The sequence below is a fragment of the Streptomyces celluloflavus genome, assembly GCA_000720995.1.
In the GTDB taxonomy this organism is placed as follows: Bacteria; Actinomycetota; Actinomycetes; order Streptomycetales; family Streptomycetaceae; genus Streptomyces; species Streptomyces celluloflavus.
The window spans coordinates 73,462-92,002 of record JOEL01000008.1; the positions used below are offsets into that span (position 1 = coordinate 73,462).

General features: G+C 71.7%; 12 protein-coding genes and 1 tRNA gene. 1 reads left to right on the forward strand and 12 read right to left on the reverse strand.

All coding sequences use genetic code 11. The features are described 5' to 3' along the window. Positions 1 to 42 precede the first annotated feature (42 nt). Positions 43 to 1,026, reverse strand: coding sequence for a DNA polymerase III subunit delta (holA, locus tag IH09_RS09690; RefSeq protein WP_052855808.1), 984 nt, complete (start codon positions 1,024 to 1,026; stop codon positions 43 to 45). Positions 1,027 to 1,142: 116 nt separating this feature from the next. On the opposite strand from holA, the gene IH09_RS09695 reads away from it, so the two are divergent. Continuing rightward, entirely contained in the window at positions 1,143 to 1,406 is a 264-nt protein-coding gene (locus IH09_RS09695; protein WP_052855809.1) for a hypothetical protein, read from the forward strand. 228 nt (positions 1,407 to 1,634) lie between these two features. Here the strand turns inward: IH09_RS09695 and IH09_RS09700 are convergent, their stop codons facing one another. From IH09_RS09700 to IH09_RS09750, 11 genes are all read right to left on the reverse strand, one after another. Continuing rightward, positions 1,635 to 2,417 carry an arylamine N-acetyltransferase family protein gene (locus tag IH09_RS09700; RefSeq protein WP_052855717.1) on the reverse strand — a complete coding sequence of 261 codons (783 nt, stop codon included), beginning with the start codon at positions 2,415 to 2,417 and terminating at the stop codon, positions 1,635 to 1,637. Continuing rightward, positions 2,417 to 2,704 (reverse strand): hypothetical protein, encoded by a 288-nt coding sequence (locus tag IH09_RS36870; protein WP_110952183.1) that lies wholly within the window; start codon positions 2,702 to 2,704, stop codon positions 2,417 to 2,419. The genes IH09_RS09700 and IH09_RS36870 overlap by 1 nt, the downstream gene beginning before the upstream one ends. Before the next feature lie 375 nt (positions 2,705 to 3,079). After that, positions 3,080 to 4,570 carry an MFS transporter gene (locus IH09_RS09710; protein ID WP_110952184.1) on the reverse strand — a complete coding sequence of 497 codons (1,491 nt, stop codon included), beginning with the start codon at positions 4,568 to 4,570 and terminating at the stop codon, positions 3,080 to 3,082. Continuing rightward, complete coding sequence (locus IH09_RS09715) at positions 4,570 to 5,367, reverse strand: winged helix-turn-helix domain-containing protein (RefSeq protein ID WP_318279416.1); 798 nt, start codon at positions 5,365 to 5,367, stop codon at positions 4,570 to 4,572. Before IH09_RS09715 ends, IH09_RS09710 begins: the two co-directional genes overlap by 1 nt. Before the next feature lie 313 nt (positions 5,368 to 5,680). Beyond that, a complete protein-coding gene (locus IH09_RS09720) occupies positions 5,681 to 8,341 on the reverse strand; it encodes a ComEC/Rec2 family competence protein (protein ID WP_240150889.1) in 2,661 nt (886 codons plus the stop codon). 611 nt (positions 8,342 to 8,952) lie between these two features. After that, complete coding sequence (locus IH09_RS36875) at positions 8,953 to 9,744, reverse strand: ComEA family DNA-binding protein (RefSeq protein ID WP_242640678.1); 792 nt, start codon at positions 9,742 to 9,744, stop codon at positions 8,953 to 8,955. Between the two features lie 932 nt (positions 9,745 to 10,676). Beyond that, the gene (locus IH09_RS09730; protein ID WP_052855718.1) at positions 10,677 to 11,522 is read right to left on the reverse strand and encodes a DegV family protein; all 846 of its coding nucleotides are present in this window, start codon (positions 11,520 to 11,522) and stop codon (positions 10,677 to 10,679) included. A 222-nt stretch (positions 11,523 to 11,744) separates the two neighbouring features. Continuing rightward, positions 11,745 to 12,536, reverse strand: coding sequence for a hypothetical protein (locus IH09_RS09735; RefSeq protein ID WP_052855719.1), 792 nt, complete (start codon positions 12,534 to 12,536; stop codon positions 11,745 to 11,747). 172 nt (positions 12,537 to 12,708) lie between these two features. Continuing rightward, entirely contained in the window at positions 12,709 to 15,630 is a 2,922-nt protein-coding gene (locus IH09_RS09740; protein ID WP_052855720.1) for a leucine--tRNA ligase, read from the reverse strand. Between the two features lie 377 nt (positions 15,631 to 16,007). Further along, positions 16,008 to 17,966 carry a S53 family peptidase gene (locus IH09_RS09745; RefSeq protein ID WP_052855721.1) on the reverse strand — a complete coding sequence of 653 codons (1,959 nt, stop codon included), beginning with the start codon at positions 17,964 to 17,966 and terminating at the stop codon, positions 16,008 to 16,010. 418 nt (positions 17,967 to 18,384) lie between these two features. After that, a tRNA-Ala gene (locus IH09_RS09750) sits at positions 18,385 to 18,457 on the reverse strand. Positions 18,458 to 18,541: the final 84 nt, after the last annotated feature.

Here is an 18,541-nt window from a genome sequence, read left to right on the forward strand (position 1 = left end):
GCTCACCGGCCTCGCCCCCGATTCCCGGCAGTCCGGCCGGGGTCAGCGAGAGCGGGCCGCGCGGGCGATGGCGACCACGGCCTTCTCCAGGGCGTATTCGGGGTCGTCGCCACCACCCTTGACGCCCGCGTCGGCCGCGGCCACCGCCAGCAGCGCCGTCGCAACACCGTCCGCCGTCCAGCCGCGCATCTGCTGCCGTACCCGGTCGATCTTCCAGGGCGGCATCCCCAGATCGCGGGCGAGGTCGCCGGGGCGGGCGCCGCGTGGGGCGGAGGCCAGTTTGCCGATGGCGCGGACGCCCTGGGCGAGCGCGCTGGTGATCATGACGGGTGCGACGCCGGTCGACATCGCCCAGCGCAGCGCCTCCAGCGCCTCCGCCGCGCGGCCTTCGACGGCGCGGTCCGCGACGGTGAAACTCGATGCCTCGGCCCGGCCCGTGTAGTAGCGCGCGACGACGGCCTCGTCGATCGTGCCCTCGATATCGGCGGTCAGCTGCGAACAGGCCGAGGCCAGCTCGCGCAGATCGCTGCCGATCGCGTCCACCAGCGACTGGCAGGCTTCGGGGGTCGCGGAGCGCCCCACCGCACGGAACTCGGACCGTACGAAGGCCAGCCGGTCGGCCGGCTTGGTCATCTTCGGGCAGGCCACCTCACGCGCACCGGCCTTGCGGGCGGCATCCAACAGGCCCTTGCCCTTGGCTCCGCCGGCGTGCAGCAGGACCAGCGTGATCTCCTCGGCGGGCGCGCCGAGATACCCCTTCACGTCCTTGATGGTGTCCGCGGACAGGTCCTGGGAGTTGCGCACCACCACGACCTTGCGCTCGGCGAAGAGCGAGGGGCTGGTCAGCTCGGCGAGGGTGCCGGGCTGCAACTGATCGGAGGTGAGGTCGCGCACATCGGTGTCCGCATCGGCCGCACGGGCGGCCGCCACCACCTGCTGCACCGCGCGGTCCAGCAGCAGGTCTTCCTGGCCCACCGCGATCGTGACGGGGGCGAGCGGTTCGTCGTTAGCTGTCTTCCTGGCCATCGCGTCCAGCATCCCACGCCCCACTGACACGGCCGTCCGCGAAGGCGTACACCGTGGTGCCCGGCCCGCCGACGCCCTCCCGGACGCCCGTCGGCGCCTTCCCGGACAATGGCCCGGTGAGCGAAGCACGACACGTACGGCACGTACGACACGTACTGGTACTGCCCGACCGCGACACGGCGGAGGAGGTGGCCGAGGCGCTGGCCGAACGGTTCGGCGTCACCGAGGAACCCCAGCTCGTACGGGACGCGCTGGCCGGTGAGGACGACGCGGAGGACGCGCAGTGGCTGGTGGTCGTCGAGGACCCGGAGGGTGTCTACGACCCGGCGGGACTGGACGGGCTGGCGGCGGAGTACGAGGGCTGGCGGGAGGCCGAGTGAGCGGCGGCCCCCGGGCTACCGGCTGACGTCGGCCCTAGACGGTGAACTCGATACGTCGGGTCCGGACGGTGGGTTCGATGTGCCGGGCTCGGACGGTGGGATCGATACGTCGGGCTCGGACGGTGGGATCGCTCGTCCTGACGTGGGGGTCGCTTGTCCTGGCGTGGGATCCGATCGTCCTGGTGTGGGATCTGATCGTCCCGGCATGGGATCCGCTCGTCCTGGCGTTCAGCCCGGGTGTTCGTCCAGTTCGGGTTCGTGGTCCAGGGTGATGCCGAAGTGGGTGCGGTAGGCGGGGAGGACCTCGGCCTCGCGCAGCTCGCGTTCGTCGCGGGTGCCGTCATCCGCGGTGATCACGAGCGTACGGCCGGAGAGGGTGACCCGGCCCGTGTCGGTCAGCAGTGAGCAGACCAGGGACCGGGTGAAGTGGGACGCCGGCGAGGTCCGGTTCCACCAGCAGCCGACCTCGAAGTCGGCGAGGGCGCGCGGGCGTTGTTCGAGACGGTACTGCGGGGCGCCGTCCCGGAGAATGTCGAGGTCGCCCTCGGACGTCTCCACGACGCGGAAGACACCGCCGGGATCGGGCTGGTCGGCTCGGCTGTCCAGGCGCAGCGGGTAGTGGCTGTGCTTGCCGAAACCGACGTCCGCCAGCCATGGCCCGGTGGGCGTACGGACGCGCAGCGCGAGGTGGTCGTACGGGATTCCGGGGCCGTCGGGGCCGAAAACACGGGCGGACAGCAGCTGCACGTCGTAGCCGAGAGCGGCGAGCAACGCGGCGAAAGCGCCGTTGAGTTCGTAGCAGAAGCCGCCACGACGGGCTCCGACGATCTTGTCCAGCAACGGCTGCTCAGCGAGCACGATCTCCTCACCGAGGTGAATGGAGAGGTTCTCGAAGGGGACGGTCCGCAGATGGCTCACATGCAGCGTGCGCAACGCGTCGGCGTCGGGGGACGCGGGGCGGGCGGCACCTATTCGGCGGAGATAGCGGAGCCAGACGTCGGCGGTGTCCATCAGGCGGGCATCCTTTCCGAGGCGGGTCGACGACGGGCGCGGTCCGCCGTCGGTACGGGGGTGGGGGCCATGACGTCGACGACGGTCCGCACGCCGAGTTCACGACGCCAGACCGACTCGCCCTGGCGCATGACCGCCGAGATGCCGCCGGGGCCCCCGAACTCCCGGCCGGACGCCTCGGCCCCGGCGCCCTGACGGCGGATCCCGGTACAGCGGAAGGCGTCGGCGGGGCCCTCGATCACGGCGACGACGCCCACGAGCGTGCTCCGCTCCAGCGGACGCGCCATCCATAAGCCACCACGCGCGCCGGGGCGGGGGCGGACCTCGGAACTCCAGCGCGTACGAGCCCCCGGAACCGCTTGTCCAGACACGGCACCGGCAGCCCTGACGCCCCGGCAAGCCACATCGCCGACACGGCTGACACGGCCGCCTCCCCATCGAGTCGGGCCGGCATCACACAACAGCCCAGGCCCCACTCGACGCCTTCACCCAGCTTCATGTTCTGGAGTCTATATATCCGGGTCGGAACATCCGATTTGGTGCAAGTTGGCCCGGGTTGGGGTATCCAGGGCGAGGCATCCAGGCGGCCATTTCGCCGACAGGAGGTATCGGACAGCGGGGGCCGACGGGTACCAACGGATGTCACCGGCAGCCGTCGGGCGTCACCGACGGCCGTCGGGTATGCGGTCCGGCTCAGAGGGTGCTTCCCGGCCGGTGGCGGCTTCCGATATGACGGCCGGAGCCAGGCCGGTGGTCGGGGTTGCGGGTGGGGGTGGAGGTGCAGGCGTGGGTGGGATGACGGCCGGGAGTGGGGTGGTCGGCCGGTTCGGGAGGGTGCGGATGCGGGGCACGGGCGAGGGCAGGAGCCAGAGGAGGCAGAGGATCGCGCCTGCGGTGGCCATCCAGAGGGTGGGACGCAGGCCGAGAGTCGTGCCGAGTGCGCCGCCGGCCAGAGCCCCGAGCGGGCGGAACCCGTAGTTCAGGGTGCGAGAGGCGCCGGTGATCCGGGAGCGGAGCGCATCGGGCATCAGCGCGGCCGACAGCGAGTTGGAGGAGATGTCGACGAACATCACCCCGATGGCGGAGAGGAATTCGGCGAGGAAGAGCAGGGCGATGACCAGCCAGGTGGGCCCGGCGGACAGTGGGACGAGCAGCAACGGGACGGTGAAACCGGCGAACCCGACGAGGATGGCCGGACCGACACCGAGGCCGCGGATGACCCGGCCGGCGAGGGCCGCGCCAATGAGGCCACCGATCGCCCCGGCTCCGAGAACCGCACCCAACAGTCCTGCACCAAGGCCGAGTTCAGTGGTCGTGTAGAGCACGAAGAGGGTCTGGAACATGAAGTTGAAGAACTGCACCGTCCCGGAGGCGGCGAACATCGCACGCATCGCGGGATGCCGCAGTACCCAGCGCAGCCCCTCGGTGACATAGCCCTTGGCCGGCGGCGCGGGCGGGGGCTCGGCGGGCGCTATTCGGGCCAGCAACAGCCCCGAGCAGAGGAAGGTCAGCGCGTCGGCGAGGAGCGCGAGCGGCGCGGAGAGCAGCTGGATGAGCAGGCCGCCCGCACCCGGCCCGCCGACGAAGGCCATCGCGCGACTGCCGTTGAGGAGGGGGGTGCTGCCTGCCACCAAGCGGTCCGTGGTGACGAGCGAAACGAAAACGGTGGCGTTGCAGACGTCGAAGAGGACGGTGAGCGCGCCGACCGTGAACGCGACCGCGTAGAGCTGGGCGAAGGTGAGGACGTTCAGGGCGTAAGCGGCGGGCAGCGAGGCAACCAGGAGGACGCGCAGCAGATCGCTGACGATCATGACCCGTCGTCGGCGGGCCCGCCGGTCGGCCCACGCGCCCGCCGGGAGGCTGAACAGCAGAGCGGGCAGCAGTTCGGCGGTCTTGAGCAGGCCCATGTCGGCGGCGTCCGCGTTCAGAACGAGGACGGCGGCCAGCGGGATGGCGATCAGGGATACCTGATCGCCCATGAGGGAGACGGCTTGCGCGGTCCAGTAGCGGCGGAACACGCGCTCGCGCAGCAGCTCGGGGATGACCGGGAAACGTAAGAGCCGTGCGGGGCGTGGCGGGTGTGCGGACTGCGGGGAATGCGTGGACTGCGGGCGAGGCGCCGGAGGTGAACTCCGCGCACCCGGGGGCTTCATTAGGCGCTCTCCCCGGATCCGGTAGAGCCCACTTCCCGAGATTTCGGAGGGAACACCTCCCGGGAGCCCGGACGGCCCGCCTCCCCGGGTCCCGGAGATGAGCACTCCCCCGGGTCCGGAGAAACGGCATCCGCGGTGCCGCCATGGCGGACGAAAGCGACCCGCAGATAGCTGACCGGCCGCGCGTCGGCCGGGCGGGACGCCGGGTCCGACTGGCGCGACAGGTACGGCGCGAGCAACTCGGTTACCCGGTCGTCGAGTTCGGTGAGTTCGTCGGCCGTGAGGTAGAGCGAGACATCGCCGAACTGCTCGGCTTCCTGCCAGGCGCGGGGCAGGGTGTGACGCCGTTCCAGGGCGCGCGTCATCTTGGCGTAGTAGTTCTCGGCGACCGCGATGTTCAGAGCCGCGGAGGCGTCGACCACGGCCGGGTCGTCGGAGTGGCTCGGCCAATCGGTGAACTGCGTGGTCGCCCGCCATGGCTTCTCCCGGCCCCGGCCGCCCTCGGCCTGCTGCACCAGGTCGTACTTGGCGAGCATCCGCAGGTGGTACGAGCAGCTCGCGACGGACTCCCCGGTCAGCGCGGCCGCGCGGGTGGCGGTGAGCGGACCTTCGTTGCGCAGCAGGCCGACCAGCGCCATACGGGTCGGGTGCGCATAGGCCCGCAGGGCCCGCGGGTCGGTCAGCCGGGTGCGGTCGGCGAACGGGTCCGTGGGCGGGTCGCCGGACTCTCCGGTCGGCGCAGGGCACCCGGACAGTTCCGGACATTCGATATCGGGACGCTCCATGGGCTTGGACACAATGTAAAGATATCTTTAGAAAGATTCCTTTACAAGGCTCTGGGAGCGAAGACGGTGAACGAAGGGACGGTGGACGGAGGGACAGTGGACGAACGCGACGTACATCGCATCCGGGCAGTGGATGCATCCGGACATCGGCCAGGGAGAGCAACGTGGTGGAGAACAACTCGACTCCCCCTTCCGGACGGTGGCGTACCTCCGCAGGCATACGCGCCCCGAAAGTGCCCGCCGCCCTCGAACCTCCTGGCATTCCTGGACAGATTCCCGACGCCAAGCCCTCCCCCACGGCGATGAAGATCGTGCGGATATGCCGTCACGCGTTCGGTATCCGGCCGGCGGAGCCCGCCGGGCACCGTATGCGGCCCTGCGCCGGCGGCCTCCGGCGCGTCCGCTGCCGGCGCTGCGGACCCCGGCGAGCACCGGTTCGACGGGCCCCGGCGCGACACAGCCCGGCCCGGCGGGCCCTCGCCCGGCCCCCGTCTATGCCGGCACCTCTGGTGCGGCTGCCACTGGTTCGGTGGCCCCGGACTCGGTGGCCTCCGTCCTGGCTGCCGCGGACCGTCGCGGAGAGCCGTTCCGGGGTGCCGAGCAGTGCGATGGAGCCGTCGGTGTCGGTGCGCAGTACCTTGGCGCCCTGGGCGCGCAGCGCTGCGATGGTGCGGGGTGCCGGATGGCCGTACGGGTTGCCCGCTCCGCAGGAAATCAATGCCAGGCGCGGTGCCAGCCGGTGTATCAGCTGGGGGTCCTGGTGGGCGGAGCCGTGGTGCGCCACCTTGAGGATGTCGACGGAGCCCAGCTCCGGATGAGCGGCCAACAGGGCTTGCTGTGATGGCGGTTCGAGGTCGCCCAGCAGGGCGAGGGTGAGCCCTGCCGTCCGGACGAGCAGCGTCACGCTGGCGTCGTTGGGGCCGCGGATGAACGGCGAGGGGAAGGAGTCGGCGGGTGAGCCCTGCGTCGTGGGATCGGGTGGTGCGGCGGGGGCCTGCGCGGTATGAGGGGGTGGGATGGGGGCTGACGGTGTGGTGGGGAGTGGTGGTGTGGCCGGAGCGGGCGGCCAGAGGACTTCCCAGGTGAGCGGGCCCAAATGGCGGCGCTCCCCCGGTACCGCATGGATCACCGGCACCTGGGCGGCCGCGGCCTGGCGGCGCACGAACTCGGCCTGTCCCGAGGGATCTTGAAGAGTGGTGGTCTCGATCGCGCCGACCGACCGGCCGCGCAGCACGCCGGGGAGCCCGTCCACATGGTCCGCGTGAAAATGTGTCAGCACGAGGAGGGGAATACGGCGAATGCCCAGGTCCGTCAGGCAACGGTCCATGGCTCGGGGCTCGGGGCCGGTGTCGACCACCAGCGCCGTGCCGTCCCCGGCCGCCAGGACCAGACCGTCCCCCTGGCCCACATCGCAGACCACGGCCCGCCAGCCGGGCGGTGGCCAGCCGGTGAGCACCCGGGTGAGCGGGGCCGGTCGCCAGATCGCCAGGATCAGGGCCAGCGCGCACAACAGGCCCAGCCAGCGGCGGCGCAGCGCCCTGCGGCCGACGGCCACCAGGACGACGGTGGCGGCCGCCAGCAGCAGTCCGCCCGCCCAGCCGCCCGGCCAGCCGAACTCCGCGCCGGGCAGCGCCGCGCCCGTACGCGCGATACCGGCGATCCACTCGGCGGGCCATCCCGCGCACCACGCCAGCGCCTGCGCGACGGGCAGGGCGAACGGTGCGGCGGCGAGGGTGGCGAAGCCGAGGACGGTGGCGGGGGCGACGGCCAGTTCGGCCAGCAGGTTGCAGGGCACGGCGACCAGCCCGACCCGGGCTGCGAGCACGGCGATGACAGGCGCGCAGACGGCCTGCGCGGCGGCCGACGCGGCGATCACCTCAGCGAGCCGGGGCGGTACCCGCCGCCGCTGGAGGGCAGCGCTCCAGCGCGGGGCGAGCAGCAGCAGCGCCCCGGTCGCCAGAACGGAGAGCAGGAAACCGTAACTACGGGCCAGCCAGGGGTCGTAGAGAACCAGCAGCAGGACCGCGGCGGCGAGCGCGGGGAGCAGGGAGCGGCGGCGGCCGGTGGCGATCGCCAGCAGCGTGATCAGCCCGCAGGCGGCGGCCCGCAGCACGCTCGGGTCCGGGCGGCACACGACGACGAAGGCGAGAGCGAGCACGCCGCCGATGAGAGCGGTACCGCGCAGTGACAGGCCCAGAAGCGGAGCCAGCCCGCGACGCTCGGCGCGTACCGCGAGATGGGACGGGCCGATGAGCAGGGCGAGCACGATCGTCAGGTTGCTGCCGGAAACCGCGAGCAAATGCGTCAGGTCGGTGGCGCGGAAGGCTTCGTCCAGATCGGGCGGCACCCGCGAGGTGTCCCCCACGACGAGGCCGGGCAACAACGCACGGGCATCGGGGCGCAGGCCGTCGGTGGCCTCCCGGAGCCCGGCGCGCAGGCTCCCGGCGAACCGCTGAAGGGCGGACGGCGCACCGGTCGTGAGCGGCGGCGCGCCATCGGTGACCCGGAGTACGGCCGCGACCTTGTCGGCCGGCGACATCGGTGGGGCGGCGCGCGCCGTCACGCGGATACGGGTCGAGGGCAGCAGTCCGCGCCATGCCGGGGACGGCCCGCCGCCCGCCTCGCCGCCGGGGCCGCGTCCCGATTCGTGCGGACCCGCGGCCAGGCGCTGCGGGGAGCCCCGGTCTTTCGCTCCGCCCGCGCGGTGTTGCTGTACGACGACCAGGACGGGCGTACGGACGGCGGTGACCGCGCCGTCCGGTGCGGTGAGACGGACGGCGTCGCCGGTGAACACCAGTGACGGGGGTGTCCGTTGGGATCCACGCACCTTGGGCCGGGTCACCCGTGGGTCGCCGGTCACTTCCAGCTCGACCGTGACCTGCGCATACCGCTGAGCCCAGGCCGGCAGCGGCCCGCGCCGCAGATCCGCCGCGTGCAGCGCGGCGGACGCGGCCCCCGCGACGGCGCACAACAGCGCCGCCGCCATGGCGACCAGCGCACCGGCCGACCTGATACGGGGCGACCGGGGGCGCGGGGGCACGGTCCGCTGGCGGGCGGAGACCGTAGCCTCCCCCGTCCTCCTCCCCTTCCCCTTCCCTCCCGCGCCCCGCTCATCTGCGACCGCCCCGCCCACGGCCGGCCCCTCCTCGGCCGGGCTGTCCCCCGTCGGGCCGTCCGCAGGCGACCCGACGGCCACCGGCACCCCTACGGCTACGGTTCGTTCCCGCACGGCCGAACCCGCAGCGGCCCGCTCCCCCGGCGGCTCGCCTACCGCTGGATCTCCTGCTACCGGCGCGCCCGCCATCGGTCCGCCGGGCTCACCCACCGTGGACCCGCCTGCCGTGGGACCGTCCACCACCGACTCATCCGCCGCCCCGCGCCGGACCACGGCCACACGTAGCGCGACCGCCGCGAGAACGACCGCCACCGCACAGGCGACCGCCACTCCCCCACCCGGCGCGCCCAGGCCGATGGCCGCTGCCGCCCAGGCCGCCAGTGCGGGCGCGACGAGACGCAGATCGACCGGGCTGTCCTGGTGCGGATCTGAGGCACCGTGCGGCGAAACGGACGCGACGTGCACCGCGTCCCGGGCGGCGGTCACGGCTGTACCAAGGGGCGCAGATCGGCGAACCGGCGTTCGCCGATTCCCTTCACCTGACGGAGCTGGTCCACCGACGTGAACCCGCCGTGCCGGGTACGGAACTCGATGATGTGCCGGGCCATCACGGGCCCCACCCCGGGAAGGGCGTCGAGCTGCTGCTCGGTCGCCGTATTGAGGCTCACCGGTCCGGCCGGTAGGCCCACGGCACCCGGTGGCCCGTTCCCGGCTCCTGCTCCCGGACCCGCCGCACCGCCACTCGCTCCCGCACCACCGGCTCCGGCCACCTGCCCGCTCCCGGCGGCACCGGTGCCGACCACGATCTGTTCACCGTCGGCCAGCAGCCGCGCCTGGTTCAGCCCAGCGGTATTCGCGCCGGGCAGCGCGCCTCCCGCTGCCTGTAAGGCATCGGTCACCCTCGAACCCGGCGGCAGCCGGTGGATCCCGGGGTGTCGCACCTTGCCCGTGACATCGACGACCAGGCGTCGCCCCGCCTCACCCGGCGGACCGCCCGCCCCTGACGGCATGGACGCCTGCGCCTGCCCACGCCCATGAGCCGATGGCGGCCGGGAGTTGGGCCCAGGAGCCGCCACGGCCTGCTCGGCCACCGGAGCCCGCACCGGCTCGGGGCTCCCGGTCCAGAAATGGTGGACGGCGAACGTCACGGCCACCCCGAGCACCAGGGCCAGCGCACCGAGCGCCTTCGGGTCGGTGCCGCACCGTAACTGCACCCACAGCGGCAGCCTTTCCCACACCGCGATCCGCATCCGCTCCATGGCACGGCCCGGCACACCCGGCGGCACCTCGCCGGATCGGTACGCCTCGCGACGTCGATATCTCGCGTCGTCCTCGCGGTTCGACGAGTCGCGCCGCCTCGACACCTCAGGCACATCAGGAACGCCAGATACGTCAGGCGCCGCAGACACCTTCCCCTGAGCAGACCCTCTAGCCACGGCAGACGCCTTATCCAGCACGGACGTTTCCGCGAGGCCAGGCGTCCCGGTCAGGCCAGGCGTCTCGGCCGTAGCTGGCATCCCGGCCGTAGCCGGCGTCTCGCCCAGGCCAGATCCGGCAGATCCGGCAGACGCCTCAGACGGGGCAGACGCCTCAGACGGTTCGGGCGGGCGCGGATCCAGCAAGCCGACGGCGCCCGAACGCGCGCCCACGTCATCGAAGAGCGCCGCAGCCCGTGCCCGCACCATCTCCGCGGACTCGCGGTGCCGATCGCCACGCCTCGCGGCAGCTCGGGCACGACCCCGCTCCCGCCGCCGGTCACGGGCGCGGCCATCAGATCCGGAGGCCCGACCGGGCCCCGAAGTCACGCCGGCCGACCGAGCCGACGGACGGCGCGCCACCGACCGGTCCGCCGCCCCGGGCGAAGCAGACGGATCGACCGAAGCCGACGGATCAACTCGATCAGTCAGATCAGTCGGAGCGGGCGAAGCAAGAAGGGCAGACGAAGGAGTCGAAGGAACCGAAAGAGCCGAAGGAGCCGAAGGAGCCGAAAGAGCCGAAGGAACCGATGCGGCCGAGGCAACCGAAGGAACAGAAACAGACCGAGACGACGACAAGCCCGGCCGAGCTGACGGAAAAGCTGATCCAGAGTTCATAACAACCGACGCTAAGCACCTCGCGCCGATCGCGCTGAACGCCGTCAAATACCGTGGACAGCCGACCAGTTGTGGATAATCCCGTCACCCACGGGTGCCGTCGGTCGCGCCGCTCACCGCGCCGACACCACGGCCCCCAACAGCCCCGGCCCGGTATGTGCGCCGATCACCGCACCGACCTCGCTCACATGCAGTTCGCGCAGCCCCGGCACCCGTTCCCGCAGCCGTTCGGCCAGCGCGTCCGCGCGCTCCGCCGCCGCGAGATGGTGCACGGCGATATCGACCTCTCCCACGCCCGCCCGCTCCGCGGCGAGCTCCTCCAGCCGGGCGATGGCCTTGGACGCCGTACGGACCTTTTCCAGCAGTTCGATCCGTCCGTCGGCCAGTTGGAGGATCGGTTTGACGGCGAGCGCCGAGCCGAGCAGTGCCTGCGCCGCCCCGATCCGGCCACCGCGCCGCAGATAGTCCAGGGTGTCGACGTAGAAGTAGGCGGCGGTACCCGCGGCGCGCTTCTCCGCCGCCGCCACCGCCTCGTCCACGTCCCCGCCGGCCTCCGCCGTCTCCGCGGCCGCGAGGGCGCAGAACCCGAGGGCCATCGCGACCATCCCGGTGTCCACGACCCGTACGGGTACCGGAGCCTCCTTGGCCGCGAGCACCGCCGCGTCGTAGGTGCCGGAGACTTCCGCGGAGAGATGGAGCGAGACGATGCCGCTCGCGCCGGCCGCCGCGACCGTGCGATAGGTCTCCGCGAACGCCGCGGGGCTGGGCCGGGAGGTGGTCACCGGCCGGCGCTTCTGGAGCGCCTGGGCGACGGATCTCGCCGAGATCTCGGTGCCCTCTTCCAGGGCCTGGTCCCCCAGGACGACGGTCAGCGGTACGGCCGTGATCTGATGGCGCTCAAGTGCCGCCCGCGGCAGGTAGGCCGTGGAATCGGTGACGATAGCGACATGGGGGGACATGACTGGGAGATTATCCGGGGATTCCCACGCCCGACAGTGCGGGCCCCGTTCCAGGATCTCTCAGGGTCGTTCCCGGATCTCGCAGGACCGTTTTCCGGAACTTCGCTTCCCGGAATCCGCCGGTTTTGGCCGCCGGCCCGCCAGGGGCCTCCCGGCCGGTCGCCTCCCGGCGCCGACCGCCGCCGCACACCCGCCGCACGCTCCCACCGCCGCCGTACGCCCTCAGGTCGTCCCCTCGGTCCGCGGGGCCTTCTGCCACGGGTAGGACGGCTTTGTCCGCCGATTCCGGGCAGTGATCGCCGACGGCTCCGCCGCCTCCGGCCCCCAGGAGTACGAGCCGGCCGCCGTCCCGGAGCGCCCGTCGGCCCCCGCACCGCCGGCGGTACCGGAACCACGCCCCGCACCGGGACCACCAGCGCCCGGCGTCCCACCGGCCGCATCCGCCCCCGGCACCTGGTCGCCCATCGGCTCCTGGGTCCAGTGCCGCAGTGCGCCGGCCTCCATGTCGATCTGATCGCTGAGCGCCTCCAGATCGTCGTCCGCGAACTTCCGCGCCCGGTCGCGTGCCGCCCAGCGCAGCGACTCCGCGGAGTGCGCGATCCGCTGCGTACGCTCCCGGAGGTCCGGCAGCCGCGCGGCGATGGTGGCCTTGTCGGGCTCCCGCTCCAGCCTCTTCAGCTCTTCGTCCAGCTCATGGCCGTGGGCGCTGAGCCGCTCGAAGAGGCCCAGCGACTCGCTGAGCGAGGCGTCGTCCCGGGCGCCGGTGCGCAGCACCTCCTGGGTGGCGCGCATCGACGTACGCAGTGAGAGCCGCAGCTGGGCCAGCTCACCGACCACACCCGGCTGGGCGAACTGGCGGGCCCGCAGGCCGGTGTCCTCGACGGTTCTGCGGGCCTGGGCGACCGTCCGGTCCACGGAGCGCTTGGCCGCCTGCACTGCCCTGACCGTCAGGAACACCCCGGCCACGATGAACAGGGTGAAGAGCAGCCCGAAGATGACGATGGCGGCCTCCATGGGCTCTCCCAGGGTGTCGGCGGCGCCTGATCCATGCCCCGCGCGCGGTACTTCCACGTAGTTCCACGGTAAACGGCCGGGGCAGGCTGGGCGTTCCGAATGAACCCCCAGCCTGCCCCGAACTTCCCCGTAGGGGAAGGTGCCCGACGGGTACTCCCGCCGTACCGCTTCGCTACGCGGGCACGATATTGACCAGCTTCGGCGCCCGGACGATCACCTTGCGGATGCCCGCGCCGCCCAGTGCCGCGACCACGGCGGGCTCGGCCAGCGCGGCCGTCTCCAGGTCCGCGTCCGAGATCGACGGCGCGACCTCCAGCCGCGCCTTGACCTTGCCCTTGATCTGTACGACGCAGGTCACGGTCTCGTCCACGACATACGCCGGGTCGGCCACCGGGAAGTCCGCGTGCACGATGGTGCCGGTGTGGCCCAGCTTGCGCCACAGCTCCTCGGCGACGTGCGGCGCCAGCGGGGCGATCAGCAGCACCAGCTGCTCCGCGACCGTGCGCGACACCGGGCCACCCACCTTGGTCAGGTGGTTGTTCAGCTCGGTGATCTTGGCGATGGCGGTGTTGAACCGCAGGTTCGCCAGGTCCTGGGTGACGCCGTCGATCGCCTTGTGCAGGGCCCGCAGGGTGGCCTCGTCGGGCTCCGCGTCGACGACGGTGGTCTCGCCGGTCGCCTCGTCCACGACGTTGCGCCACAGCCGCTGGAGCAGCCGGTACTGGCCGACGACCGCGCGGGTGTCCCACGGGCGCGAGACATCCAGCGGGCCCATCGCCATCTCGTACAGCCGCAGCGTGTCCGCGCCGTACTCGGCGCAGATCTCGTCCGGGGTGACGGCGTTCTTCAGGGACTTGCCCATCTTGCCCAGGACGCGGCTGACCTTCTCGCCCTGGTAGTAGTACGCGCCGTCGCGCTCCTCGACCTCGGCGGCCGGTACCGCGATGCCCCGGCTGTCCCGGTAGACGAACGCCTGGATCATGCCCTGGTTGTAGAGCTTGTGGAACGGCTCGGAGGACGAGACGTGCCCCAGGTCGTGCAGCACCTTGGACCAGAAGCGGGCGTACAGCAGGTGGAGCACGGCGTGCTCCGCGCCGCCGACGTACAGGTCCACGCCGCCGGCCGGCTGCCCCTCGCGCGGCCCCATCCAGTACTGCTCGATGCCCGGGTCGACCAGCGCGTCGGCGTTGTGCGGGTCCAGGTAGCGCATCTCGTACCAGCACGAACCCGCCCAGTTGGGCATGGTGTTGGTCTCCCGGCGGTAGCGCTTGAGGCCGGCGCCGTCGCCCAGGTCCAGCTCGACGTCGACCCAGTCCTCGTTGCGGGACAGCGGGGTCTCCGGCCGGGTGTCGGCGTCGTCGGCGTCGAAGGTGCGCGGCGAGTAGTCCTCGACCTCCGGCAGCTCCAGCGGCAGCATCGACTCGGGCAGCGCGTGCGCCACACCGTCCTCGTCGTAGACGATCGGGAACGGCTCGCCCCAGTAGCGCTGGCGGCTGAACAGCCAGTCGCGCAGCCGGAAGTTGACGGTGCCCTCGCCGATGCCCTTGTCGGCCAGCCAGTCGGTGATCTTCGCCTTGGCTTCGGTGACGATCAGGCCGTCCAGCGAGATCTCCGCGCCGGTCGAGTTGACGATCTTCGCGTCGTACGAGTCGAAGGCATCGTCCCAGGTCGCGGGGTCCTGGCCACGGTCGTCGGCGGGCTCGACCACACAGCGCATCGGCAGCTCGAAGGCGCGCGCGAAGGCGAAGTCGCGGCTGTCGTGCGCCGGGACGGCCATGATCGCGCCGGTGCCGTAGCCCATCAGGACGTAGTCGGCGATGAAGACCGGGACCTGCTCGCCGCTGACCGGGTTGGTCGCGTACACGCCGGTGAAGACGCCGGTCTTGTCCTTGGCCTCGGCCTGCCGCTCGACGTCCGACTTGGCGGCGGCCTGCTTGCGGTACGCGGCGACGGCGTCACCGGGGGTGGCATGGTCGCCGGTCCACACGTCGTGGGTGCCCTCGGGCCAGGCCGCCGGGACGATGGACCCGGTGCCGTTGGCGCCCGAGACCAGCTCGTGCTCGGGGGCCAGCACCATGTACGTCGCGCCGAACAGGGTGTCCTGGCGGGTGGTGAAGACCGTGATGTGCGCGTCGTCGCCCACCGGGAAGTCGACGCGGGCGCCCTCGGAGCGGCCGATCCAGTTGCGCTGCTGGAGCTTGATGGCCTCGGGCCAGTCCAGTGCGTCCAGATCGTTCAGCAGCCGGTCGGCGTAGGCGGTGATGCGCATGTTCCACTGGCGCAGCTTGGCCTTGAAGACCGGGTAGTTGCCGCGCTCGGACCGGCCGTCGGCGGTGACCTCCTCATTGGCCAGCACGGTGCCCAGCCCGGGGCACCAGTTGACCGGCGCGTCCGAGGCGTACGCCAGGCGGTACTCGCCCAGGACTGAGGCGCGCTCGGCGGCGCTCAGCTCCGCCCAGGCCCGGCCGTCGGGAGTCGGCCTGGTACCGGCCTCGAACTGGGCGACCAGGGTGTCGATGGGCCGCGCCGCGTCCGCCTCCGGGTCGTACCAGGAGTTGAAGATCTGTACGAAGATCCACTGGGTCCACTTGTAGTACGCCGGGTCGATCGTCTCGACCGATCGGCGCAGGTCGTGGCCCAGTCCCAGGCGGCGCAGCTGGCGCCGCATGTTCACGATGTTGGCCTCGGTGGAGACCCGCGGGTGGGTGCCGGTCTGGACCGCGTACTGCTCGGCGGGCAGGCCGAAGGCGTCGAAGCCCAGGGTGTGCAGGACGTTGTGGCCCGTCATGCGCTGGTGGCGGGCGTAGACGTCGGTGGCGATGAAGCCCAGCGGGTGGCCGACGTGCAGACCGGCACCCGAGGGGTAGGGGAACATGTCCATGATGAACTTCTTGGGGCGGGCCACCAGCGCGGCGTCGCCGGCCAGGTCACCGCTCGGGTTCGGAGCCTCGTAGGTCCCCTCAGACTCCCAGAAGTCCTGCCAGCGTGCCTCGATGTCGGCGGCCAGGGCGGCTGTGTAGCGGTGCGGCGCTGCGACCTCGGTGGGGGCACCGCCCGCGCCATGGGCAGCGGGGGAGGTAGTCGTCTCGCTCATCGTCCTCAAAGCTCCATCGATCGTCTCTGCCTGCGGCTGCTGCGAACACTGCGGTTTCTGCGGAAACAAAAATGCCCCTCGCACAGGAGGGGACGCCGCGCCGATGCCGACCCGGATGGCCACGGAGAGTGGCCCGGTCGGTACTGATCAGCGCGGCCCGCTAAGCAGAAGGCGTACGGCACGCATGGCGCCAGGGTACCGCAGGGCGTACGGGGCCCGCGCCGAGGATTCCCCGGCACGGGCCCCACCTGCGTCGTTCCGTGCTCCGGCCGCCGGCCCCGCGATCCCCGGCGCCAGGAGGGGGCCCCGGGGATCGGGAGGGAGCCCGTGGGGCCGGAAGGCGGCCCGTGACCCCGGGGCGGCGGAACGGTCCTGCGTCAGGGACGGTAGGAGCTCACATAGCCGTCGCCCGGCGAGCCCACGCCCGTGACGTCGTCGTAGCCGACGCCCGCGTGCAGGGAGCTGTCCTTGCCCAGGCTGCGCAGCGTGGTCGTGGTGCCCTGGCCGGCGTCGACACCGTTGACGTAGTCGACGCGGACGACCGCCAGGTCACGGCCGGCACCCAGCGGGTGGTCGGTGACGTCGTGGTACGCGGCGGTGCCGTAGCGCTGGTAGATGGCGGGGTTGGCGAAGCCGATGGCGATGCCGTGCCGGGCCTGCTGTGCCAGCGCCTGGACGCCCGCGATCACCGGGGCCGCCAGGGAGGTACCGCCGATGCGGTACTCGTCGTAGCCGAGCTTGCCGCCCGGCAGGGACTGGGTCTGGCCGACCAGGAATCCGGTGTTGGGGTCGGCGACCGCCGCGATGTCCGGAATGGTGCGCATCGGGGCGGCGCCGGCCGCCTTGGAGAGCGCGTCCGGGACGACGCCGCGCTGGTAGAAGGGCTGCGGGACGGACTTACTGGTGCCGCCGCCCGCGCCGCCGTTGAACTCACCGGGGAAGTCGGTCCAGTCGTTGCCGTCCTTGGAGAGCACCGACTTCTGGGTGCCCCAGCCGGTCTCCCACTGGTACGTGTCGTGCTTGCCGACGGCGAGCGCGGTGCCGCCGACCGCGGTCACCCACGCGGAGTTCGCCGGGGTGTCCACCTGCTTGGTACCGGTATGGGCGAGCTCGTCACCGTTGTCGCCGGTGGAGAAGTAGAAGCCGATGCCCTGCACCGCGCCCTGCTGGAAGATCTGGTCGTAGGCGGCGGCCACGTCCGGGGTCTCATTGGCCTCGACGTCGCCCCACGAGTTGGAGACGATGTCCGCGAGGTGGCTGTCGACGACCTTGCCGAGCGAGTCGAGCAGGTCGTTGTCCATGCAGGAGGCGCCGCCGACGTAGACAATGTCGGCGTCGGGGGCGACCGCGTGGACGGCCTCGACGTCGAGGGTCTCCTCGCCGTACCAGCCGGCCGCGCCGCACTCCTGGATGTTCGTGTAGTCCTTGGGCAGCACCTGGGAGAGCTGGCCGCGGCGGTAGCGCGGGTCACCGTTGCGGGCGGCGTACTTGTCCGCGTCCTGGGCGATGGTCGGCGAGGCGTAGGCGTCGGATATCGCGACGGTGACGCCCTTGCCGGTCCACTTCTTCGCCCCGTACGCGGCGCGCAGCTGCTTACCGGTGTAGCCCTTGATCGCGTACGGCGCCTTGCTCCCGTAGGCCGACGGCAGGTTCTTGTCCGTCTTGGAGCCGTACGACGTCGAGAACGGGCCGGCGTTGCGGAAGACCGGCGACGGCGGCGGCAGTTCGGTGGAGTGGTGCTGCGCGTACCGCGGCGCGTTGTCCAGACCGGTGACCGTCAGGACCGCGTCGGAGAGCGCGGCGGGCGCGGAGGCGGTGGTGGACGGCGCGTGGTAGGTGTGGCCGCCCTTGCGGTAGTTGTGCAGGTCGGTGGCGAAGGCCCGCGCGGCGGCGGCCGCGTCACCCTGGACCGTGAGATAGCGGTTGGTGGTTCCGGTGACCCTCAGGCCGGACTTTTTCAGCCAGCCGGTCACCCTGGCTATCTGGTCCTGCGTGGCGCCGTAGCGGGATCGCACCTGGGCGGGGCTCAGGTACTTCCCGTACGCGGCGGAGTGCGGATCGGACACGGCCTTGGCGTAGTCCGCGAGGCCCTTGGCGTCGCGGCCGGCCAGGTAGACGCGGGCGTTGACGTCCGCGGAACCGGCGGTGGCACCCTGGTCGGCCTGCTGGGTGGCCCACCCGGGCTTGGTGCCCTGGAGCGTGTGCCGGCCGCCGTCGTGTCCCGCGGCGTCTGCGGCGGGTGCGCCGAGCGCGAGCGCGCCGGCGACCAGCGGCAGCGCCGCTGCCCAGGCCAGACCGGAACGGGCGCGCAGTGATCTGGAGCGGCTTGATCTCATGGAACCCCCTGCTGTGGCGATGCGGTGGCGGTGACACGGCGCCCGGCTCCGCGGTGGTGTGCGGCACGGGCTGCGGGCGCGCAGCGAGTGCCCCGCGGTGCGCCTGTGCGCGGCGTCTCGCGAGCGGTGAATGCGACGGATGTAACACTCACGTGGTTCGACACTCTTTCGGTGAACTGTTCATGTCAGGGGCATGTGATCACCAAGAAGCACCCAAGGAATGACAAGGATTGACCATGAACGATCACTGAGAGGTCAGACAACTGCCCTTACAGGGGCGCCTATTGACTGGATATCAGCACAACCTGAGAGAAAACCGCATATCGGGAGCTGCGCGGGGGCCGCTGACCGTCGGCGTATCCCGGTCCGCACACGACGAAGCGGGCCGTCCGACTCGGACGGCCCGCTTCGATCACTGTGGAGCTAAGGAGAATTGAACTCCTGACCTCCTGCATGCCATGCAGGCGCTCTACCAACTGAGCTATAGCCCCTTGTTTTGTTTCCGCCCGGTTTCCCTCGGCGGCATCGCCTACATTACACGGCCCTCCCGGGCTTCTGCCAAATCGTTCTGCCGC